At 58.2% G+C, this 21,738-nt stretch carries 17 protein-coding genes; 6 read left to right on the top strand and 11 right to left on the bottom strand.

Annotation, left to right across the window (positions count from 1 at the left end):
* Positions 1-113: 113 nt before the first annotated feature.
* Positions 114-1,325, bottom strand: a complete 1,212-nt coding sequence (locus tag Q669_RS01185; protein ID WP_014420798.1) for an acyl-CoA dehydrogenase family protein — start codon at positions 1,323-1,325, stop codon at positions 114-116.
* A 144-nt stretch (positions 1,326-1,469) separates the two neighbouring features.
* Between Q669_RS01185 and Q669_RS01180 the strand changes: the two genes are divergently transcribed.
* Positions 1,470-2,372, top strand: a complete 903-nt coding sequence (locus Q669_RS01180; RefSeq protein WP_022990922.1) for a LysR family transcriptional regulator — start codon at positions 1,470-1,472, stop codon at positions 2,370-2,372.
* On the opposite strand, the gene Q669_RS01175 is transcribed toward Q669_RS01180, so the two are convergent.
* Complete coding sequence (locus tag Q669_RS01175) at positions 2,366-2,722, bottom strand: hypothetical protein (protein WP_022990921.1); 357 nt, start codon at positions 2,720-2,722, stop codon at positions 2,366-2,368. The two genes, Q669_RS01180 and Q669_RS01175, sit on opposite strands and share 7 nt — an antisense overlap.
* A gap of 23 nt (positions 2,723-2,745) precedes the next feature.
* Positions 2,746-3,510: an EAL domain-containing protein gene (locus Q669_RS01170; protein ID WP_022990920.1), complete on the bottom strand. Its 765-nt coding sequence runs from the start codon at positions 3,508-3,510 to the stop codon at positions 2,746-2,748.
* A gap of 204 nt (positions 3,511-3,714) precedes the next feature.
* Here Q669_RS01170 and Q669_RS01165 point away from each other — a divergent pair, with 204 nt between their 5' ends.
* Together Q669_RS01165 and Q669_RS01160 are read left to right on the top strand one after the other, a co-directional pair.
* Positions 3,715-4,869, top strand: coding sequence for an isocitrate/isopropylmalate dehydrogenase family protein (locus Q669_RS01165; protein WP_014420795.1), 1,155 nt, complete (start codon positions 3,715-3,717; stop codon positions 4,867-4,869).
* Positions 4,870-4,912: 43 nt separating this feature from the next.
* Positions 4,913-6,172, top strand: coding sequence for an aspartate aminotransferase family protein (locus Q669_RS01160; RefSeq protein ID WP_011785679.1), 1,260 nt, complete (start codon positions 4,913-4,915; stop codon positions 6,170-6,172).
* Positions 6,173-6,265: 93 nt separating this feature from the next.
* On the opposite strand, the gene Q669_RS01155 is transcribed toward Q669_RS01160, so the two are convergent.
* The 3 genes from Q669_RS01155 to Q669_RS01145 all read right to left on the bottom strand — a co-directional run bounded on the left by Q669_RS01155 (position 6,266) and on the right by Q669_RS01145 (position 8,348).
* Complete coding sequence (locus Q669_RS01155; RefSeq protein WP_022990919.1) at positions 6,266-6,832, bottom strand: DUF1439 domain-containing protein; 567 nt, start codon at positions 6,830-6,832, stop codon at positions 6,266-6,268.
* Positions 6,833-6,921: 89 nt separating this feature from the next.
* Entirely contained in the window at positions 6,922-7,113 is a 192-nt protein-coding gene (locus Q669_RS01150) for a CPXCG motif-containing cysteine-rich protein (protein ID WP_022990918.1), read from the bottom strand.
* An 8-nt stretch (positions 7,114-7,121) separates the two neighbouring features.
* A complete protein-coding gene (locus Q669_RS01145) occupies positions 7,122-8,348 on the bottom strand; it encodes a pyridoxal phosphate-dependent aminotransferase (protein ID WP_011785682.1) in 1,227 nt (408 codons plus the stop codon).
* 200 nt (positions 8,349-8,548) lie between these two features.
* On the opposite strand from Q669_RS01145, the gene Q669_RS01140 reads away from it, so the two are divergent.
* Positions 8,549-9,529, top strand: coding sequence for a D-2-hydroxyacid dehydrogenase (locus tag Q669_RS01140; RefSeq protein ID WP_022990917.1), 981 nt, complete (start codon positions 8,549-8,551; stop codon positions 9,527-9,529).
* Here the strand turns inward: Q669_RS01140 and Q669_RS01135 are convergent.
* The 5 genes from Q669_RS01135 to Q669_RS01115 form a co-directional block, all read right to left on the bottom strand.
* Positions 9,526-10,602 (bottom strand): fatty acid desaturase family protein, encoded by a 1,077-nt coding sequence (locus Q669_RS01135; RefSeq protein ID WP_227501035.1) that lies wholly within the window; start codon positions 10,600-10,602, stop codon positions 9,526-9,528. The two genes, Q669_RS01140 and Q669_RS01135, sit on opposite strands and share 4 nt — an antisense overlap.
* Before the next feature lie 401 nt (positions 10,603-11,003).
* Positions 11,004-11,669, bottom strand: a complete 666-nt coding sequence (locus tag Q669_RS01130; RefSeq protein ID WP_011785685.1) for a response regulator — start codon at positions 11,667-11,669, stop codon at positions 11,004-11,006.
* 39 nt (positions 11,670-11,708) lie between these two features.
* Positions 11,709-13,658, bottom strand: a complete 1,950-nt coding sequence (gene acs, locus Q669_RS01125) for an acetate--CoA ligase (protein WP_022990915.1) — start codon at positions 13,656-13,658, stop codon at positions 11,709-11,711.
* A gap of 298 nt (positions 13,659-13,956) precedes the next feature.
* Complete coding sequence (locus Q669_RS01120) at positions 13,957-15,498, bottom strand: fatty acyl-CoA reductase (protein ID WP_022990914.1); 1,542 nt, start codon at positions 15,496-15,498, stop codon at positions 13,957-13,959.
* Between the two features lie 269 nt (positions 15,499-15,767).
* On the bottom strand, positions 15,768-17,093 hold the full coding sequence (locus tag Q669_RS01115) for a MinD/ParA family protein (protein WP_022990913.1): 1,326 nt from the start codon (positions 17,091-17,093) through the stop codon (positions 15,768-15,770).
* A 248-nt stretch (positions 17,094-17,341) separates the two neighbouring features.
* Here Q669_RS01115 and Q669_RS01110 point away from each other — a divergent pair, with 248 nt between their 5' ends.
* Positions 17,342-19,309 (top strand): HDOD domain-containing protein, encoded by a 1,968-nt coding sequence (locus Q669_RS01110; protein ID WP_022990912.1) that lies wholly within the window; start codon positions 17,342-17,344, stop codon positions 19,307-19,309.
* 24 nt (positions 19,310-19,333) lie between these two features.
* The gene (locus Q669_RS01105; RefSeq protein ID WP_014420788.1) at positions 19,334-21,511 is read left to right on the top strand and encodes a putative bifunctional diguanylate cyclase/phosphodiesterase; all 2,178 of its coding nucleotides are present in this window, start codon (positions 19,334-19,336) and stop codon (positions 21,509-21,511) included.
* Positions 21,512-21,738 lie beyond the last annotated feature (227 nt).

Below are 21,738 nucleotides of genomic sequence, written 5' to 3'. Positions count from 1 at the left end.
GCAACAAGAGGTCTACATATACGTGCCGAAGGAGCGCTTTTCAGAAGCGCCACCCCAACGGCCACCCACTCCGAGCCAAGAGGCCAGAAGAGCCAAAGCACCCAAGCCCAAAATCAGGACTTATACTTCCGAAGCTCCAGGCGAGCCACCATGGCCCGATGCACTTCGTCGGGACCGTCGGCCAACCGCAGAACCCGAGCGTAACCGAACAATGCCGTCAGCGGGAAATCATCGTCGCTGACACCGGCCCCGCCGTGAATCTGAATCGCGTCATCCACAATCTGCTGAAGCATCTTCGGCACCACCGCCTTGATCATGGACACTTCCTGCAACGCGCCCATAATGCCCTTGGTATCCAGGGCCCAGGCACATTTCAGGGTCAGCAACCTCGCCTGTTCGATGTTCATACGGGCGTTGGCGATGATGTCCGGATTGCCGCCCAGCTTGGCGATTGGCCGACCGAAAGCTTCGCGGGTCATGGCGCGCTTGATCATGATCTCAAGAGCGCGCTCGGCAGCCCCGATGGCACGCATGCAGTGGTGCACGCGGCCTGGCCCCAAACGGCCCTGAGCGATTTCGAAGCCGCGGCCCGGGCCGGCGATGATGGCGCTTTTGGGCAAACGTACGTTGTCGAACAACACCTGGCCGTGGCCGTAGGGCTCGTCGTAGGCGCCAAAGACCGGCAGCATGCGCTCGATGGTGATGCCCGGGGCATCCAGCGGCACCAGCACCATGGAGTGTCGGCGGTGCTTTTGGGCATCCGGGTCGGTTACACCCATGAAGATGCCCACTTTGCAGTCTGGGTGGCCAATGCCGGTGCTCCACCATTTGCGGCCGTTGAGCACCACTTCGTCACCTTCTACGGTGGCGGTGGCTTCCATGTTGGTGGCATCGGAAGAGGCAACGGCCGGTTCGGTCATGCAGAAGGCGGAGCGGATTTCGCCGCTCAGCAGTTTCGGCAGCCATTCGGCTTTCTGTTCTTCGGAGCCGTAGTGGATCAGTACTTCCATGTTGCCGGTATCCGGCGCGTTGCAGTTGAAGATTTCCGGGGCGATGAAGCTGCGACCGGTTTCTTCGGCAATCAGGGCGTAGTCGGAGTTGAGCAGGCCACAGCCGTACTTGTCGTCAGGAAAGAACATGTTCCACAGGCCCTGGGCCTTGGCTTTTTCTTTCAGTTCTTTGATGATCGGCAGCACCACCCAGCGGTTTTCCTGAGAAGCAAGCTCCTTGTGATACTGCTCCTCAATGGGAAAAATCTCGTCGCGCATGAACTGTTTCACGCGCTTCAGGTAATCCTGGCCTTTCTCGGAAATATTGAAATCCATGGTGCAGCTCCTCGCGCTGGCCGCCCTGTCGGGGGCAATGTCGATCAGATGGGAATCAGTCTAGGAGCCAACGCGTTATTACGCGACTGAATTGTTCTTATCGTTTATCATTAACCATGCTTATTCAGAAAACGGAACCTCATCATGGCGCTGAATCGACCGGACCTGAACCTGCTGCATGTTTTCGACACTATCTATCGGGAAGGAAGCCTGACGCGGGCCGCAAAGGCTCTGCATCTGACCCAGCCTGCGATCAGCCATTCCCTGGCCCGGCTTCGGGATCATTTCAATGATCCGCTGTTTACCCGCCAGGGTAACCAGATGGTGCCCACCCCCCTGGCCCGACGGTTTCTGGAATCCATGCGCCCGGGGCTGAACCAGATCCAGAGTGCGGTGAATCAGTTTCACGCCTTCGACCCCGCCAGCCAGCGCAAAACCTACGCACTCGGCCTTCGGGATGTTCTGGAATCCACCTTCTTGCCCCAGCTGATTTCAAAACTGGCGCCCTATCCGGACATGGAGGTGCAGAGTCAGCGTGTCGCACGGCGTGATATGGAAACACAACTGGCGGCGGGCAAACTGGACTTTGCCATTGATGTGTTACTGCCGGTGAGCAACCAGACCAGCCATGAACTGCTCAGGCAGGACCGGCTGGTGGTGCTGGCGCGAAAGGGCCACCCCGTCATCGCGCAGGAACTGGATATGGCCAGCTATCTGGAGGCCAGGCACATTCTGGTGTCGTCGCGGGCGGAGGGCCCGGGCATTGAGGATTTTGAACTTTCCCGCCACGGTGCCCAGCGCAACATCCGCTTGCGCTGCCAGCACTACTACGCCGCCTGCCGGGTGGTGGAGAGCTCAGACCTGTTACTGACCATGCCGGAAACCTACGCCCGCATCATTGCCCAGAACGCCGATATTGAAGTGTTGGCACCGCCGGTGGAGATGCCGTCTATTGATGTACACCTGTATTGGCACAGGGCCTATGAACAGGAACCTGCGCTGGTATGGTTTCGGGACTTGCTGCGTAATCTGCAGCAAGCTCAATAGGCGCCGACCAGCATCAGAAAGCCGAAGAAGCCAGCTGCGGTAATCGCCAGAGACACCGCCACGATACCGAAGCCCCACCAGATGGCCGCGCCATCCGAGATCTTGACACCGTGACCACGAAGGGTGCGATAGAACGCCCAGGGGCCAAGCACGAAGGCGCCGACCACGGCAAACACCAGGCCAATGGCGATTCCGGCGAAGGTCCAGGTAGCCAGCACAGTCGCGCGGTCCGAGGTCTGGTCGGTCACGCCGTGATGTTGCAGAAACTTCTTGCAGAAGAACCAGACCAGGGCAAACAGGGCAGCCACAAACACCAGGCCGCCGATCAGTGTAATCAGGCGATAGAGCACAGAAACATCCTGTTAAGGGTCAGTCAGTCGGGAAACACCGGCTCCGGCAGACATTCGAATCCCGGTTTGGCGAACAGGTAGCCCTGGTAAAGGGCGATCCCTTGAGAACGGAGCCAGAAGTATTCTTCCGGCGTTTCCACGCCCTCCGCCACGATTCGGCCGCCAAGCTGGCGCATCATGGTGATGATACCTGAGACCACTGCCTGCTTGTTGGGTTCCGCATGAATGTTGCGAACCAGCCCCATATCCAGCTTCAGCAAATCGGGCGGGCTGGAAATCATCAGGTTGTAGCGGGAGTACCCGGCACCGAAATCATCAATGGCGGTGCTGAACCCCATGCTCTGGTAGGCCTCGATAATGGAGGTGAGGTGATCAACCGAGGTCATCTCCTCACCCTCTACTACCTCGAAGATGATCTTGCGGGTGTCGAAGTTATAGGTCTTGGCGGCCGCCAGCGTGGTACGAATGCAATACTCCGCCTGATAGACCGCGTTGGGCATGAAGTTGATGCTCAACATGGCCTTCATATCAAGCCGCGACGCCAGCTTCACCGCCTTGACCCGGCATATCTGGTCGAACGCGTACTGGTTTTGGTTATTCACCTTATCCAGCACAGTCATGGCCCCTTGCCCTTCGGTTCCGCGCACCAGCGCCTCGTATGCAAACACCGTTTTATTGGTGGCATCAACAATAGGCTGGAAAGCAAAGCTGAACGAAAAATCCAGGCCATTACCACAGGCGCACTCGTCGCAATGGGACTCATCAAAAAGAACAGAGGGTCTATCCACAGAAGCTCCAGAGCGGCTCGCTCGAAATGAATTCGGGTGGAACTGTAAAAGAATCAATCACATTCAACTATAGACACCATCCGCAGTCGGGTAAAACGAAAACTCGCTATACCACCCATAGTCGGGTGGCATCTGCCGGCTGCGGGTCTACACTGGTTTTGGTGTATTTAATCAGTCAAGCCGCTCTTAAAAGGAGGTTCATGGATGGCCCAGACCACCCGCATTGCAGTAACACCCGGAGATGGTATCGGCCCGGAAGTGGTCGCAGAAGCCGTGCGATGCCTGGAGACACTGCGATCCAGGCACAGCCTGCCACTGGAATGGACCCGTTTTCCATGGCCCTCTCACGCCTGGCATGAAGAACACGGCGAATCCTGGCCCGCAGATGCCCTTGAGCAGCTCAAGGCCTACGACGCCATACTGCTGGGCGCGCTGGGAGATCCGGGCCCCATGCACGACCCGGAGCGCTATCTGTTACCGGACAGCATTTCGCTCGCGCCCCTGCTGGACATGCGAAAAGGCTTTGACCAGTGGGTGTGTGAACGCCCGGCACGACTGCTCCCCGGCGCTCGCCAGTACCTGAAAGATGACCGCGCCAAGGACATCGATATGCTGGTGATTCGCGAGAACAGCGAGGGTGAGTACGTCAGTCAGGGTGGCCGGCTGCGCCCGGGATCGCCCGACGAAGTGGCCACCCAGATGGAGGTGTTCACCCGCAGGGCCACTGAGCGGATTATCCGGTACGGCTTTGAACAGGCTCGTAAACGGGCCGGAGAACGAATTCAGCAAGGCCGCACCCGCAGCTTCCGGACACTGGATGGCAAGACCTGCGAAAGCCAGGTATGCCTGATCACCAAGCGCAATGCCCTGCGCTACTGGGGTGACATGTATACCGAAGTGTTTGAGGAAATCAGCCGGGAATTCCCGGATGTAGCCACCCATCACGAACTGGTGGATGCCGCCTGCATGAAATTTGTCTCCAGCCCCTGGGCCTTTGACGTAGTCGTAGCCAGCAACCTCCAGGGCGATATTCTGACCGATCTGGCCGCCGTGATCTCGGGGGGCATGGGGGTAGCTCCGTCCTGCAACCTGAACCCGACCGACCCGGACATGCCCTCCATGTTTGAACCCACCCACGGTAGCGCGCCGGATATCGCCGGCCAGGGCATCGCTGATCCAACCGCCATGCTGTTTACCACCGCCCGCATGCTGGACTGGCTAGGCCGAAAAGATCCGTTGCTGGCCCAGGCCGGGCAGGAACTGTTCGATGCGGTGGCCGCGGATCTCGCAGAGAAAGGCTCTGAACAACGCAGCACCCGGGAAATCGGGGATGCTATTTGTAAACGCCTTGGGGCCTGACTAGGCTGCAAAAGAGGTATTCCATTCACTTCGGGAGGTGTCCATGACCGACCACAAAGGCAAACTGTCCCCCCTGCTCAAGCAGGCTACCGGCATCACCGCTGCCAAAGGCGAAGGTGCCTATATCATTGACCCTGAAGGCCGCCGTTACCTGGACTTTACATCCGGCATTGGTGTCACCAGTACCGGGCACTGTCACCCGAAAGTGGTGGAAGCCGCCCAGAAACAGGTAGCCACCATGATCCATGCCCAGGCCACCACAGTCATGAACCCGAGACTACCTGAACTGGCAGAAAAACTCGGCGCCGTGACCCCGGACCCGCTGAATGCCTTTTTCTTTTCCAATGCCGGCACCGAAGTTGCCGAAGGTGCCATCCGCCTGGTGCGCCAGGCCACCGGTCGCCCCAATGTGATCGTATTCCATGGCGGCTTTCATGGTCGCACCATGGGCTCACTGTCCATGACCACCTCCAGCGTGGGCCTGCGAGCCGGCGTCAGCCCGATGATGGGGGGTGTGGTCGTCGCGCCATTCCCCCACGCCTTCCATTACGGCTGGAGCCTGGATGAGGCCACGGACTTCTGCCTGAGAGAGCTGGATCGCATCTTCGTGACCTATTCCGCCCCCAAGGAAACCGCGGCCATGCTGATTGAGCCGGTTCAGGGCGAGGGTGGCTACGTGCCGGCCAACGCTCGTTTTATGCAGGGGTTGCGGGAGCGCTGCGACAAGCACGGCATCATGCTGGTGTTTGACGAAGTACAGGCCGGGTTCGGCCGCAGCGGCAAGTTCTGGGCCCACGAACACTTCGGGGTAACACCCGACGCCATCATGATCGCCAAAGGCCTGGCCAGCGGCTTCCCCATTTCTGCTCTGGCGGCTTCAGAAGAAACCATGGCCAAGGGCTGGCCGGGTTCTCAGGGCGGCACCTATGGCGGCAACGCTGTAGCGGCGGCTGCCGCCATAGCAACCATCGACGTGATTCAGGAAGAGGGCCTTGTGCAGAACGCCGATGCGATGGGCAAACGCCTGTGGGACAACCTGCACAGTTTGAAAAAGGACTACCCGGAAATGGCAGATGTCCGGGGCAAAGGCCTGATGGTTGGCGTGGAGATGCGCCGCGGAGACTGCCCGGACGGAGAACGCGCCGGCAAGATCCTGAAAGAATGTGAAAAGCGGGGGCTGCTGATGCTGCGGTGTGGCCCATACCAGGAGATAGTGCGCTGGCTGCCGCCGCTGATCGTCAACCAGCAACAGATTGACGAAGCCACCGGCATCTTCGAAGAGGCGCTGAAAGCCACGGCCTGAGCCCATAGGCCGGCACCAGCAAACAGAAAGGCCGGGAGGAACGTCATCCACCCGGACTTTTTGCTTCCACTCACCGGAAGGCAGGATCCGGTCTTACTGATCCGCCATCACAAACTCCAGTCGTCCCGGGGCTACCCGCACATCCATCGGTACCATCCCGAACATGCGCTGGGCGAAATCGGTTTCATCCAGACGATACACCGGCATGGTTTCCAGCATCTGGGCCACCGCCCGCATGACATTGTCGGTGATGGGTGCCAGATCCCCTTTGAAGAAGGGCGAGTCAATCGAGCTCTCCAGCAACTGCAAGCGGCGGATATACACCGCTTTCTCCTGGCGGTCGTATACCGGCGCGCCCTCCACTTTCAAAGCGAGGTCCACGGGTAACTTGGCCATCAACGCATTCAGGGCTACCTGTCCACGCAGGTCGATCACCGCTACGTCCCGACCATCAGGTCCAAGGGTAATATCCGCGTCATCCAGGCTGAGACTGAGAGGCGACCCACTCTGCAGCTGTTTTCGATCAAACTCCGCCACCACATCCTTCAGGTGACCCTCAATCTCACCCTCGGAGATGGCGTAGGGCGAAAGGCTTGCGCAGCCGCTAGCCGTCAGCACAACGAACAGAGACAGCAGCCAGGCTTTGGCGTGATTCAACATGATTGGATTCCCTGCAAATTGGTCGGCTTTTATCCTGCGCCAGAGCGCCCTGCACCGCAACTGACTGGCATTAACGATTGGTCATGCGCTTACTCATTCTCTGGGCGGGCATCCACGCTGACGACTCGCCCCTCTTCCAACTGGACAGTCAGAACAATGGGCTGACAGCACACCTGGCAGTCCTCGACATATTCCTGCTCAGGCACGGTCGGGTCGACGCTGATATCCAGCGTCTCCCAACAGTAGGGACATTGAATCAGGACGGATTCCAGAGCCGACATGCCAGGCCTCAGAACTGCTGTTTGGCCATCCAGGGGATGATCCGGTCAAAGGCCTCTTCCATACGCTCGCAGGTAGTGGAGAAACTGAACCGCAAGGCGTTGGTGCAGTGCTCACCAAAGGCGTCCCCCGGCACCACGCAGACACCGGTTTCCTTCAGCATGCGCAAGGCCAGATCCGAACCATCCACGTGGGGCGGCAAGTCCGGGAAAGCGAAAAAGGCACCGCCGGGCTTGTAGCCGGTCAGGTAAGGGGTTTGATCAATCAACTCGACAACCTTGTCCCGACGCTCCCGGTAGATATCCACCATGTCCTGAACGCATTGCTGGTCGGCCGTCAGCGCCGCCACTCCGGCAAACTGGGATGGGGTATTGGCCACTGAGGTGGTGAACATATGGTACCGGCGCAGGGACTTGATCGCCGCCTGGCTGGAAATGACCCAGCCTACGCGCAGGCCGGCCATACTGTAGGTTTTGGAGAAACTGCTGATGCACATGATGTTATCCAGGTCCATGGAACAATTGAGGACACTGGCAAAATCATCGTCATCAAAAATCAGGTGGTCATACACTTCATCGGCGTATACCTGGATACCACGATAGGCGCACTCTTCCAGAATGGTCTCCACGGTACTGCGGGGATACACCGCCCCGGTGGGGTTGTTCGGGTTGTTCAGGATCAGCGCAAAGGTGCGGGAGCCCATGGCCCGAATCACATCGTCCGGATCCAGCTGGTGGTTGTTCTCGGCCCGCGTGGGAACAAACTTCACCTCACCCCCGGTCATCCGGATCAAAGGTGCATACAACAGAAACGATGGGTCGGTCACGATGAACTGCCGCCCGGGCGCCGAGGTGGCCGAAATGGCCAGATACATGGCTTCAGTCGCGCCGCTCGTTACCAGGATGTTGTCACGGGTGAGCTTGCGGTTGTAGCGCTTGCCATAGTAATCCCGCAGTGCAACCAGCAACTCCGGCAGGCCGGCATCCATGGTGTAACCGGTCTGGCCGGCATTGAGCGCATCAATGTAGGCGTCGATAACATGTTTGGGCGTGGGCAGATCTGGCTGGCCGATCGACAGATGAATCACATCCTTCATGGTAGATGCCATATTCACCAGGCGACGAATCCCCGAAACAGGAATGGCCTGCATGGCAGGGTTCCAACTGGCCTTGGTCTTCCGGTACTTCACTTTACGCGGCTTGGTCTGGCCGGTGTCCTTGTTCGCGGATTCCGCCATAAGCACCTCCTGGGGGACAGGGTAAATAAAAGCGTACCTTTGCAGGTTAGTCAGGAAAGAGGGGGGGTACAAGCAAGCGGGACTAAAGGATAACCGAACCCCTGAAAAACCGGTTCCGGCCGCCTCAGGTTGACCAGGCCACAACCGCCTACCAGACTAGTAAGACAGTCGTTATTGAGTGCACCATTACCGGAGGTTACATGACAGATTCACGCAAACCGGTCGTTACCGTTCTGACAGCACCGGGAGAGCCGGCACCGCCGGGTATAGAGGCGGTCAGGGCCCGGGCTGAAGTGCGCTTCGCCTGCGACGAACCCACCCTGCGTGAAAGCCTGCCAGGCACCGATGTCATGATGGTCACGGACTTCCGTACCGAAGCCCTTGAAGCGGCCTGGCCCTGTGCTGACAAGCTGCAATGGATTCACGCCACCAGCGCGGGGGTGGATGCGCTGATGTTTCCCGCCCTGATCAAGAGCGATGTGGTGGTCACCAACGCCCGTGGCATTTTCGACCGCACCATCGCCGAATACGTGCTCTGTACCATCCTGATGTTCGCCAAGGATTTCCCCCGCTCCATCCGGCTGCAGATGAATCAGGAGTGGAAACACCGGGATACCGAACGGGCCGAGGGCAAACAGGTACTGGTGGTTGGCGCTGGCTCCATCGGCCGGCAGATTGGCCGGCTGGTAAAGGCCATCGGCCTGCACGCCCACGGTATCGCCCGTACCCCGAGACATGATGACCCGGATTTCGTGGCGGTGCATGGCAACGATGAGCTCTATGAGCAGCTCTCACATGCAGACTTCGTGGTGATTGCGGCGCCGTTGACGCCACAAACCGAAGGCCTGTTTGATGCCAAAGCCTTTGCCGCCATGAAAAAGACCGCACGCCTGATCAACATCGGCCGCGGCCCGATCGTCAATACCGAAGCCCTGCTCAAGGCACTCGACGATGGCGAGATTGCCGGCGCCGGACTGGATGTTTTTGAGGAGGAGCCCCTGCCCTCGGATCACCCGCTCTGGCAGCGGGAAAACGTGATCATGACCGCCCATATGGCCGGTGATTTTATCGGCTGGAAACGGGCGCTCACCGATCAGTTCCTGGAGAACTTTGATCGGTGGCACAAGCGGGGTGAGCTGTTTAACCTGGTGAACAAAGAACTTGGCTACGCCGGGAGTTAATTCAGATTAGCTGCTGAGTACTCTGATTGTAACGGCAGCAAATCAAACACCCGGCTTTCATCATTAGGATCCACCAACTCCGTCGGGGATTTGTACACCCGCGGAGTGGTGTAGAGCATCCTGAGCGCCGTGCCATGAGGCATGGCCATATAACGCTCCGGCTCGTTTTCCTCCAGCCACTTGCGAACCCTCGGCGCCATGTTGTGGGCCATTTTCGGAAAGAAGTGGTGTTCGACGTGGTGACTAAAGCGGAAATGCAGTCGGTCCAGCACCGGATGGCTACGCAGGCTCATGGAGTTATCCAGCGGGTTATTGGTGGCCGTCTGCGGGCGCAGGAAGTGATTGGTGAGGATATAGCCCTGCCCCAGCGCATTGGCCACCATGAACGGAATCAGCACCGTAAACAGCGCGAGAGAGCCAGAAACCACAGCCAGCGCCAGCCAGCCCCCCAGGCACAGAAACACCTGGGCGATGGCCTTCCGGCGATCAAACCCCTTGAACTGCTTGCGGCGTTTCGCCTGAATCCACAGCACCAGCTGGGCGTGGAAGGTGAAGGAATAGGTCAGGAACAGATAGCTGTACCAGGTACCCGAACCCGGAGCCAACTTGTGAAACTTCTTCTGGCCTGGATTGGTCTTGTAACGACGCAGCGTGCCGAAGCTGTCCGGGTCCGTATCGCCGGTATTGGTGTTACCGTGATGCACGACATTGTGCCACTTGCGCCAGAACTCCGGCGGCACCAACAACGGCCCAAACCCCAGCCAACCAAACACATTCTGCCAGCGCCGGCTCATGCCCAGAGCACCATGCAGCACCTCATGGGCTAGCAGTGCCTGGCAACCTATGGTATGCCCCACCAGCAATGCCAGCCCCAGGTTGGCGTACCACGGCAAACCCGCCATCAGGATAACGGCCAGCCCACCCCAGATAATGGCCTGCAGAGGCAGAAACCAGGTCACCCGCCAGGTCTGCGGCTTGAACGTGTCAGCGGGAAGTTCCTTTTTCATGCGATCCCGGAGTTCCCGTTCGTCCGGCTTTCCGAAGACAGCACTCACACTTGTTTCGGGTTTCACTGCTGCGTTCATCTTTTACCTGTCACCATTTGCTGTTGAACACACTTACCATGCACGAAACTTTCAGCGCACACTTGTTAGCCGAAAACTACAACAGAAAACCCAATAAAACAATGGCCAAAGAACGAGAAAGGGAACCCGCCCATAAAATGGGTAACAAGCGTATCCCGATAAGCAATCACCAAAGCATGATGACGCAGGTGGGGAGGCTTTCCCTGGGATGTCTTTGGCCATGGATGGCCAAAGAGAAGCGCACAGGGAAGTGCTTGTAGCGGTCCCAGGGAAAGCCTCCCCACCTGCGGCACAGCACCAGCCCCGAGAGCTACAGAACACAAGCAAGCCGAAAACAAAAACGGGAGCCCAAAGGCTCCCGTTTTGAAACAAACTGAAAAGCTAAAGCCTCAACTCCCCGAAAGCGACTGCTCCGAAGGATCCAGCTCCATCTGCTGAATGGCAATCACCGCCTGAGTCCGGTTACGAACCCCAAGCTTGCGGAACACCGCCGTGATGTGAGCTTTGATCGTCGCCTCCGAAACATCCAGATCGTAAGCGATCTGCTTGTTCAGAAGCCCCTCGGCCAGCATCCCCAACACCCGGAACTGCTGCGGTGTCAGCGACGCCAGACGCTCAGAGAAATCCGTGGTCTCAGCCTGCATCCGCTCAATCTTGTCGGCGACACCCTCCGGCAGCCAGACATCCCCCTCCAGCACCGCCTGTATCGCCTCGGTAATGGTCGGCAAAGGTGCCGATTTGGGAATAAAGCCGGAAGCACCGTAATCAATCGAACGGCGCATCACCTGCAGATCCTCTGAACCGGACACAACCACCACAGGCAAACCCGGATACTGGCCTCGCATGAACACCAGACCGGAAAAGCCATGGGCACCCGGCATGTTCAGATCCAGCAGGATCAGGTCCGCATCCGGGTGCGACTCTACCGCCGCCTGCAGCGCCTTGATGCTGTCGACCTCCACCGTCTCGGCATCCGGCACCGCCTGATTGACCGCCTGTTTCAATGCTGCCCGAAACAGCGGGTGATCATCAGCGACGATAATTGTTTGTGTCATTCAACAGATTCCTCACAGGTTAGTGCCAGCAGCGGGGCGTTACTTGAACGCCCGGCTGCTGATCAGCTCATCCACTACGCCCGGATCAGCCAGAGTGGACGTATCTCCAAGCTGATCGTGCTCGTTAGCGGCAATTTTACGCAAAATCCTGCGCATAATCTTGCCAGACCGGGTCTTGGGCAGTCCAGGTGCCCACTGAATCACATCCGGCGAGGCAATCGGGCCGATTTCCTTACGCACCCACTGTACCAGCTCTTTCTTGAGCTCGTCGCTGGGCTCCTCGCCCTGCACCAGCGTTACGTACACGTAGATGCCCTGCCCCTTGATGTCATGCGGGTAACCCACCACGGCAGCTTCTGCCACCTTGTCGTGAGCAACCAGCGCACTCTCAACTTCCGCAGTGCCCAGTCGATGGCCAGAGACGTTCAGAACGTCATCCACCCGACCGGTAATCCAGTAGTAACCGTCCTCATCCCGACGGGCACCGTCACCGGTGAAGTACATACCCTTGTAGGTGCTGAAGTAAGTCTGAACGAAACGCTCGTGATCACCGTAGATGGTGCGCATCTGGCCCGGCCAGCTGTCGAGGATCACCAGGTTGCCTTCGGTCTTGCCTTCCAGGATGTTGCCTTCGTTATCCACAAGCGCCGGCTGAACGCCGAAGAACGGAAGCGTCGCGGAACCCGGCTTCAGGTCCACCGCGCCAGGCAGCGGAGAAATCAGAATGCCGCCGGTCTCGGTCTGCCACCAGGTGTCTACGATCGGACACTTGCTGTTACCGATAACGCGGTGATACCACTCCCAGGCTTCCGGGTTGATCGGCTCACCCACAGAGCCCAGCAGTTTCAGGCTGTCACGGGTGGTGCCGTCCATGCAGGACTCACCCTGCGCCATCAATGCGCGGATAGCGGTCGGCGCAGTATACAGGATGTTGACCTTGTGCTTGTCGACCACCTGCCCGATACGGGAACTGTCCGGGTAGTTGGGCACGCCCTCGAACAGCAGGGTGATGGCGCCGTTGGCCAGCGGCCCATAGAGAATGTAGCTATGGCCGGTCACCCAACCAAAATCAGCAGTACACCAGTAAACATCACCATCGTGATAGTCGAACACGTACTGGTGGGTCATGGAGGCATAGACCATGTAACCACCGGTAGTGTGCAGAACGCCTTTCGGCGCACCGGTAGAGCCAGAGGTGTACAGCATGAACAACGGGTCTTCCGCATTCATCGGCTCTGGCTGGCATTCAGCCGAGGCGTTCTTCATCAGGTCTTCGTAACGCAGGTCGCGGCCTTCGGTCCAGGGCACCTGATCGTTGCCGGTGCGGGACACCACGATCACCTTGTCGACCTTGGCGTCGTTCTCATGCTTGAGGGCGGAATCCACATTCTTCTTCAGCGGGATGGCACGGCCGCCACGCAGACCTTCATCCGCAGTGATCACGAAACGGGATTTGCCGTTCACAATCCGCGCGGCCAGAGCTTCCGGAGAAAAGCCGCCAAACACAACAGAGTGGATCGCACCAATACGTGCGCAGGCCAGCATGGCAACGGCGGTTTCAACGATCATGGGCATGTAGATGGTAACCACATCACCCTTCTTGACGCCCTGGTCCTTGAGCACGTTGGCGAACTTGCAGGTCTCTTCGTAGAGCTCCCGGTAGGTGACATTCCGGGATACCGAGGGATCGTCCCCCTCAAAGATGATCGCGGTCTGATCGCCCCGCTGTTCCAGGTGACGGTCCAGGCAGTTGGCCGAAGCGTTCAGGACACCGTCCTCGAACCATTTGATGGACAAGTTATTGTAATCGTAGGTACTGTTCTTGACCTTGGTGAACGGCTTGATCCAGTCAATACGCTTGCCATGCTCGCCCCAGAAGGTATTCGGGTCCTCTACGGACTGGCGATACATTTCCTCATATTGCGATTTGCTGACCAGTGCGCGCTCGGCGACCTCCGGACTTACCGGATATACCTGCTTGTCAGTCATTGTGCTCCCCCTTGATCTGAGTCTGTTGTCATTGTCGGTTTTTAAATTCAGGGTGGTTGGGCGTTTTTCGCCCGCAAGACAGATGCCTGTAGTTCAACATGTGTGCCACCGCACAATGAATTAGACTAACGTCCTAAGATGCCCGGCAATTAGGGGCAACCTGCTCAGAAATGCAGCGATAAGGGCAGGGACGGGCCACTACCAGGTGACTCTCTCAAGGATAGTTGGCCCGCAGGAAATGGCCAAAACAGAAGGAGGAATCCGGAGCAGAAACGCTTTCCTGCCCCGGAGAAGATTTTCAGGCAGCTTTTTTGCGCTGGCGCGCGGTTTTCAGGCTGTACACCTTTCGTTCTTTCAGGGCATAGCGATTGAGCCCGGCCAGGTGAATCTTGCGCAGGTAGAGTTCCCAGTCAATGAGGCGGGCATCCACCGGGAACAGCCCTTTATCAACCTCACCCATCCGGTTCGCCAGCGCCATCAGCTCATCGTTGCGGAAGATATAATCCGGCGCGGTGTAGAAACCAAAAATGGTTGCCAGCGACTGGGTGGTATCCAGGTTCCTGAGCATTTTCAGGTCCCGGGAATTTCCCAGTAATTTGAGCACACGGTCCGTCAGGGAGAGCGGTAAGCGAACACCACTGATCACCAAATCAAACAGCGCCCGGTTAACCGCCAGAAACGGCTTGCTGGGCTGCCGGTAGAACAGGTGATCGTAGGCAGCGTAATTGGCTTTTGATTCCGCCATGAGATGATCGATGAACTCACCCAGGGAGATTGGATTGCCGCCCCCGCTGCAACATTGATAGATGCGACGTCGACCGGGTTCTCCAAGAGCTTCCGCCAGGGAAAGGATGATAGAGTTGGCCACCAGGTCCACTGGAATCACATCGATGATACCGGAGCGTTTGCCCGGGAAGAGGGTGACTTTTTCCCGTGCGTAAGCCAGGATGATGGCATCTGCCACCTTCACCCCCTCAATCCAGCCGGGCGCTGGTTCCTCCAGGGCACTTTCGATAATCGAAGGACGCAGAATGGTCAGCGTGCGCCCGTTTAACGCCTTCATCAGCAACTGTTCGCCCAGCCACTTGGTAAAGGTGTAGGTATCGCTCCAGCCATAGCGGTTGGCTTCCCGAATCCCCAGGTCCACCAGCTTCTTCTCCAGCACTTTGCCGGAATAACGGGCCTGAACGTCTTCAATTTTATCCTGAAGCAGGCGAACAAGCTCTTCTATCTCATAGAAGCCGTCCGGGGAACGCGGCACGGCCTCGCCTGCCGGCTTGATCACCGATTCGGTGACCTGCCCCGAGTTCATGCCATTGACATAGCAGGTGGAGACCTGCAGGACCGCAAGCTTCGGATTCAAATCCACCATGCCGGCAATATTCCGAAGGCACAGGGTGTTGATGGCCAGCGCCTTGTCGAGCTCTTCACGGAAATTCACGCTTGCAGCGGAGTTGATCACCGCATCCAGTTCGGTGGCGAGTTTGCGATAGTCTTCCTGCCCTATCCCGAAACCCGCTTCGGTCACCTCACCGGTCACGCAGTGAATGCGCTCTTCCAGAAAGGCGTCAAATGCCTCTGAATCGGCCTCGCGAAGACGGTCAAACACCGAGGAGGTGGCAATTTCTTCCAGGAAACGGGAACGAGCATCCGGATGCCGTTTATTGCCCCGGATCAGCAGGTAAATTGCGCCGATATCAGGCACCGCCCGAATCAGCTTTTCGAGGACCACCTTGCCCAGAAAGCCGGTGGTACCGGTGATCAGAACCCGCTTGCCACGGAGCTGCCCGAGCACCTTTGATGATGAAGTGTCAGCGTGATGTACCTGCTGTATTGCCATGATAGAACTCCTTCTCTGAGATCACTAATGCCGATCTGACACCGGCCAGTACTGTGCGGGCGGGGCACATCCCTTTCCCCGTCGTCACTGATTCCCTGTTGCAACCGCCTGTCAGAGTGCCTGCATATTGCGGGCCACGAGCCACGATATCGGTCAATTCTCACACAACGAACGTGACAGCACGGTGACAGACTGCAAAATTACGACACAAAAAACGCTAATAAAATGACAATTAAAAAGGCACATGGATCGACCCTGAAACGGCTGCCTCAGGAGCCCGTTCGGTCTTTGCCCGCCAGCGCCCGCAGCAGGTCGTCCAGTGAGACATTGGCCGGTTTTTCCCGCAGGGCGCGTACCAGTTGCTCCTGCTCACCGAAACTGACCCGGTCATACAGAGGGCCCTCCAGGCTGTGATGAACCGCCTGAGAGGGGGCCTGGTCACTCGGCAGTGGTGCCAACTCATCTGACAAATGCCGCAAATGACGGGCAAGACTGGCGCGATCGCGAGTCGGCAGCTTATCCCAGTTCATGGCGGCGAGACTGGTCTGAATGATCTCCACCGTGTCGGCATCGGGACTGCGCCCCAACAGTGCAAACAGCCGGGTAAATGCTTCATATCTGAGCATGACATCGTCGGGTACCGATATCATGGCCTTTTCTAATTGCGCGATCAGATCCAGACAATGCTGCCGGCGGCTTTTATCCGCCCCGCTGTTCTGACCATTACCTGCGTCCGCCTCAGTGGCGCGTTTGGCGGCCCGGTACCAATAAGCGGCAATCCCCGCCTTTCTTGGGGGCAGTCGGCCAACATGAACGTTCAGCATCTCCGCCAGGGAGTGAAACTGCCGACAGGAGGGGTCCGAAGCCGGCAGCACCGTCACCGGCATCTGGTCCAGCACTGACTGACGCAGAGTTTCATCACGCCAGAGCCCGCCCAGATAATGCAGCGACCATTGCAGATGGCGCTGACAGGCACCATTAAAACGCTGAAACACAGAGCGCGCCTGACTGGCCCCCTGCGCCATATTAACGATCACTGCCGGAGTCCGGCGGTAGCCGCGGCGTTTGAGTACCTTCATCAGAGAAAAAGCGTCGGTTAGTGAGGCCGGATCAGGCGTGACAACCAGACAGGCCAGCTCGGCAGCAGCAATCATATGCAAGCCCACCGACTGTAAACCCGACGCCGTATCGATAATAACGGTGTCGTAGCGGTTCTCAAGCTCATGCAGTGCCCGCAGAACAGCCAGACCGCCCTGCTCCGACATCTCCATACAGCTCTGCACACCGGATGCACCTGGGATCAGATCCAGCCCGGCGTAGGTGGTCATGATAATATCCTGCATGGCGCATCGCCCCGCCACCACATCGGCAAGCGTGCGCTGAGGGTAGGCACCTACCATAATGCTGACGTTGGCAAGGTCGGTATCACCATCCAGCAGAAGCACCTTCTGGCCCTGCTCGGACAGAGCAATGGCCAGGTTCAGCGCCACCGTGGTCTTGCCAACACCGCCCTTTCCGCCCGTAATGGCAATGGTTCGGGTCTGGCGCGATTTTTGCGCTGGGTTCTGGCTTTGTGTCTGCTTGGGGACTTCCATGAAAAACAGCCTGGACGCTTAAACTTGTCACTATAAGCGACATTTTAACCTGTAAAAAGGGTACACATATCACAGACCGGATGATAGATTGCTTAAAAAAGCACCAATAAGTATTTAATAGTGACGGATTATTGTCTAAGCTCAGGGACCAACAAGAAGAATGAACACCCTGTCATATTATTTCAATACAGAACAGGGAAGCTTGCGCACGGCCATTAGCGGACCGCGCAGGACCAAAGGGGCGTGCCATGACTACAGCGACGGATATTGCGTCAGATCTACAGCTGCCGAGCCTTCCGGAGGTTATCCTGCGCGCTCTGGACGCCTGCCATTCCGGTCAAAGCTATCGTGAAATCAGTCGTATCGTTTCTGCCGACACCGCCCTCGTTACCCGGTTACTCGCCCTCACCAGTTCCGCGCTATACCATCGGGGAGCTCCCAGCCATTCTGTTGAACAGGCCCTGTTGAGACTGGGGACCCGAAAATTCCAGACGTTGCTACTGACGTCCGCCCTGCGACAGCTGATGTTTGAACTTGGAGGCGATGAGTGGCAACAACTGAGGGACTTCTGGCGGCACTCCCTGACCACCGCACTGACGGCCAAGACGCTGGCTACGCTGACCCGCTACCCGGAACCGGAAGAGGCCTTTCTTCTGGGGATGATGCATAACATTGGCGAGCTCATTGCGATCAAAACACCCTGCCCCGAACGCAAGCAACAGATACTGAACCAGCAGAACGACATCGCCGCCGGGCTGGTGTCCTCCTGGGGGCTGGGCACAATGGCTGTCGATGCCATGCGCTATCAACAGGCCCTGCCAGGACAACTGAGGGATGCCGGGCACCTGGTCAAGGTGGTCAGTCTCTCTACCCGGCTAGCTCTGTCTGATGCCGTAGGCGTAGGGGCAGCGGCCACCATCTTCGGGTTGCAGGAAGATCTTACCCGTGAGATCAACAAGAAGATCGGCGAAGAGGTTGCCAGCGTGGCTGCCTCCCTCGGTATCCCTCTGGATACTGATTACGATGCCCGCGAGGCCAGACGTCAGCTGAACCAGCGGCTGCTGGAACACACCATGGTGCGAACCGCGCTGGCGTTGCCAGCCTCTGGCCCGGAAAACCTCTCCACACTGGTGTCGGAAGCCGCCAGCAGCCTGGCACTGATCACCGGTCTGCCCGTGCTCTGCTTCAGCCGGGAGGGTGAGGATCTTACGCTACGTTCAGGCACCTGCCGGCAACTGCCGGAGATGTCCGTTAATCCAGCCTACGGCGACAGCGCGCTAACCACTGCTCTGAGAACCGGCACCACCACAACCATGGATCAGACCGAACCCACCGTGCTTGATCAACAGCTGTGCTCCTTGCTGGCCGCACCCTCACTACTGGCGCTCCCGGTTGCAACCGGGGACAGTGTGTTCGTGATTGGCATCGACGACCAGACAGTGGCGGGTGCGCGCAACCTCGGAGAGTTGTTCACCCGGGAACTCTCAGCGGTTCTTGAGCTGTCATCTGCCGATCGCCTTGGCTCGGACCAGCAAATGGTGAACGATCGTCTGCGCCGACAGGTACACGAGGTCAGTAACCCGCTCACCATTATCCGCCAGTACCTGTTCCAGCTGCGCAGCCGGCTCCAGGATCCAGATGTTCAGGATGAGCTGAACATCATTCAGGAAGAACTCGAGCGTGCCGGCAACCTGTTGTTGCAGATCAGCCAGCACGCAGCCGAAGCAACAGGCTCCGACACCGATCTGAACGAAGAACTGACCGGTCTGGGCAGAATCCTTCGGGATAGCCTGTTCCATGACGATCACCGGGAGCTTCACCTGCACCTCTGCAAAGCGGACACTCAAGTACAGGCAGCCCCCTCTGCGGTCCGCCAGATCGTCCTTAATCTGGTCAGAAACGCAGTTGAGGGTTTTGGAGAGCGGCCCGGAACCGTCACTCTGAAAACCACGGCACCCCTGTTTCAGAACCGGCGACGCTGGGTTGAGTTGCAGGTCACCGATAACGGTCCCGGCATTCCGGAGCCATTGCAACGCCGACTGTTTGAACCGGTCAACAGCACCAAGGGAGATGGCCATAGCGGCCTGGGGCTGAGCATTGTTAAACAACTGATTGATGACATGGAGGGCATCATTGCTTGCCACACCGGACAGGAGGGCACGGCCTTCCGGATACTGCTGCCGGCGGCAAGTCATAACGATAACGACGCCGACTGACGACGAAACCACGGACACACAGCCATGGCAAGCGAACAGACCACAGAGTCCTCCAGCCTTTCACGACGCCCCAGTATCCTGGTGGCAGACGACGAGCCACGCCTGCTCAAAACCCTGGCCGACCTCCTCCGGAGCCGGGGTTTTGAGGTGTCAGAAGCCCACGGTGGGCGACAGGCCTGTGAACAGCTTCACCGGCAAGCCTTTGATCTGGCCCTGCTGGATCTGAACATGCCAGAGCTGGACGGTTTCCAGGTAATGGCGGAAACCGGCCGGCTGCAGCCGGATTGCGGCGTCATTGTGGTCAGCGGAGAGTCGTCTTTCAGCACCGTCAGTCGGGCCCTGCGCCGGGGCGCACTGGATTACATCCGTAAACCCTTTGACCCGGAAGAATTGCTGGCAACTGTGGAAGGGGTTCTGGGCAAGCAGTCGCTTATTCGCGCCCATGAGATGGTTCAGTCCCGGCTGGAGAAATCCGAGGCTCTGCACCGCTATATCGTCAACAGCTCGCCGGACATCGTGTTCATGCTCGATGAAACCGGGCATATCTGCTTCATCAACAACAAGGTCGAAAGCCTGCTCGGCTATCAGCCCTCAGAGCTCTGCGGGCAGCATTTCCGCCACATACTGGATGACCGGGACGTGGCCCGTGGCACCTATGCTCTGCAGGGCCCCAACATCTCTGCGGATAATCCCCGGGTGCTGGAGGTCCGCCTGAAAACCCGGGGCAGCCGCAAGGCCACCCGTCATTTCGAGATCACCGCCTTCCCGGTAGACCCACAAACCTGGCCCCAGACCGGCAAGACCCAGGGCGGCTGCACCGGCCAGCCAGCGCGTTATTATGGCATCGCCCGCGATGTCACCGAGCGCAAGGAGGCCGAGGCCTTCATCAATTTCCAGGCTTACCACGACCTGCTGACCCGGCTGCCGAATCGGGCTCTGTTCAAAGACCGGCTGGAACTGGCCATCACCCATGCACGACGCAGCCAGCAGAAACTTGCCGTGATGTTTCTGGATCTGGACCGCTTCAAGGTGGTTAACGACACGCTCGGACACGCCATGGGAGATCGCCTGTTGCAGGCGGTCACGCATCGACTGGAAAAGTGCCTGCGCCGGGGAGACACCCTGTCCCGCTTCGGGGGCGATGAATTCACCCTGTTATTGCCGAGCATTCACGGCAACGACGACGCAAGGAACATTGCCCGTAAACTGATCAACGCTCTGAAAGCGCCGTTCCAGCTGGGAGACCACGAGGTCTTTGTGGGGGTCAGTATCGGGATTTCAGTATTCCCCGAAGCCGGCGAGACCATGGATCTGCTGATACAGAACGCCGATATTGCCATGTACCACGTGAAAGCGCGGGGTAAAGATGGCTATCGCTTCTATTCCGACAGCATGAGCATCAACACCGCCAACCGGCTGAGCCTGGAACGGGATCTTCGCCTGGCACTGGAACGCAACGAGCTCCGGGTGTTTTACCAGCCTCAGGTATGCTCCCGTTCCAACCGGGTGGTGGGCCTGGAGGCCCTGGTGCGCTGGCAGCACCCGGAACGGGGACTGCTCTACCCCGGGGATTTCCTGCCCCTGGCAGAAGAAACCCGGCTGGTTGGCAAACTCAGTGAACAGGTTATCGATCAGGCCTGCCGCGACGTGGGCCGCTGGATCAGTAGCGGGCATTCCGACCTGCGCCTGGCGGTGAACCTCTCCCCCAGCCAGGTGGAGCATCCCAGATTCGTCGAAACCCTGATGAACCGTGTGGCCGCCCACAACTTCCCGGCCGATAACCTGGAAATCGAGATCACAGAAAACGTGATCATGAATGATCTTGAACAGATCAGCCGCAAGCTCAAGGAGCTGGCCGCCACCGGCGTGCGCATCGCCATCGACGATTTCGGTACCGGCTATTCCTCGCTCAATTACCTGCACCGTCTACCGATTCACACTCTGAAGGTGGACCAGTCCTTTGTTAAAGCCATACGCAGTGGCGAAGACGGAGCCTGCATCGTCAACGCCATTATCGCCATGGCTCACGGCCTCAAACTCGAGATTGTGGCCGAAGGTGTGGAAACCGACGACCAACTTGCCTACCTGAAAAGCCTCGGCTGTCACCAGGTTCAGGGCTTCTTCTACGGCCCCGCCCGACCCGCCGCCGACATTACACGGTTGCTGGCCAAAGATGGGCTGGCCTTCGCACATACCGGTTAAAACGATTATCGATTGTCTGACACTCAGAGCCAAAACATTGACCCGGTTTGCAAAGTGTATCCTTACGTTATTTTGTGTATCTGGAAATGCGCAGTACTGCACATCTTTCAACCTACCCCTTCTCTAAGCTCGGTTTATCAGTAACCGATCACCGGAATGTCCGACAGGCTGTCGGAGCAACAATCACAATAACGGTGGCGGACAACCAGGGAACAAGAAGAAGGCAG

Origin of the sequence: Marinobacter sp. C1S70 (genome assembly GCF_000475355.1) — a bacterium.
Lineage (GTDB): Bacteria > Pseudomonadota > Gammaproteobacteria > Pseudomonadales > Oleiphilaceae > Marinobacter > Marinobacter nauticus.
This window is presented reverse-complemented; position numbering and strand designations above follow the sequence as displayed.